This is a genomic window from Faecalibacterium langellae (assembly GCF_002549775.1).
In the GTDB taxonomy this organism is placed as follows: domain Bacteria; phylum Bacillota; class Clostridia; order Oscillospirales; family Ruminococcaceae; genus Faecalibacterium; species Faecalibacterium langellae.
Map to the genome: position 1 here is coordinate 1 of NZ_NMTR01000068.1, position 1,039 is coordinate 1,039.

1 protein-coding gene is annotated in these 1,039 nt (G+C 42.7%); it reads left to right on the forward strand.

Features of this window, described 5'->3' with window-relative positions; genetic code table 11:
- On the forward strand, positions 1 to 825 hold an 825-nt coding region (gene comGA, locus CGS49_RS13720), incomplete at its 5' end, for a competence type IV pilus ATPase ComGA (protein ID WP_179859097.1).
- Positions 826 to 1,039 lie beyond the last annotated feature (214 nt).

Consider the following 1,039-nt stretch of genomic DNA (forward strand, 5'->3'; position numbering starts at 1 on the left):
AGGAGATTGATTGATGTATATCGGCCTGATTTCATGGCTAGTCTTATTGGTCACTTTAAATTTGTGGCGGGAATGATGGTGGGTGAGAAGCGTAGGAGTCAACTGGGTTCATGTGACTATGATTGTGGTGACGGTCACTTGGTTTCTCTGCGTTTATCAACTGTTGGAGACTATCGAGGTTTGGAGAGCTTGGTTATCCGTATCCTACATTCTGAACGTCGGGAATTAGTGTATTGGAATCAAGGAATCCAGCCTATTAAGGATGCCTTGGATTATAGAGGACTGTATCTCTTTGCGGGTCCCGTAGGTTCTGGGAAGACCACACTTATGCATGAGTTGGTTCAGGAGCGTTTTAAGGGGCAGCAGGTAATTTCGATTGAGGATCCTGTTGAAATCAAACAGGATAATGTCTTGCAACTCCAGGTTAATCAGGCGATTGATATGACCTATGATAGTTTGATTAAGCTATCTCTACGTCACCGTCCAGATGTTTTGATTATTGGGGAGATTCGGGATAAGGAGACTGCCCGGGCAGTTATTAGAGCTAGTCTAACAGGGGTAACTGTTCTTTCAACTATTCATGCTAAGAGTATTGCTGGCGTTTACGAACGTCTCTTGGACCTTGGCGTAGATAAGTCTGAGTTGGATAATGCTCTACAAGGCATTGCCTACATGCGTTTGATCAAGGGAGGAGGTGTGATTGATTTTGCCAGAGAAAATTTCCAAAACCATTCGTCGACCAACTGGAATCAGCAGTTGGAAGGTTTGGTTAAACAAGGATGTCTCACTGAGAGGGATATCCAAGGGGAAAAAATTAAAGATTAGTCAGCAAGTTAAGGTTATCCAGCTCTTCAAACAACTTTTAAAGGCCGGTTTTACCTTAACTGAAATCGTAGCCTTTTTGGAGCGAAGTCACTTGCTGAAAGAAACATCCTTGTCTCTTATGAAAGAGAGTTTAATACGCGGTGATAGGTTGTATCAGATGTTAGCGTTAGTGGGGTTTTCGGACAATATTGTTACTCAGATTTCTCTTGCTAGA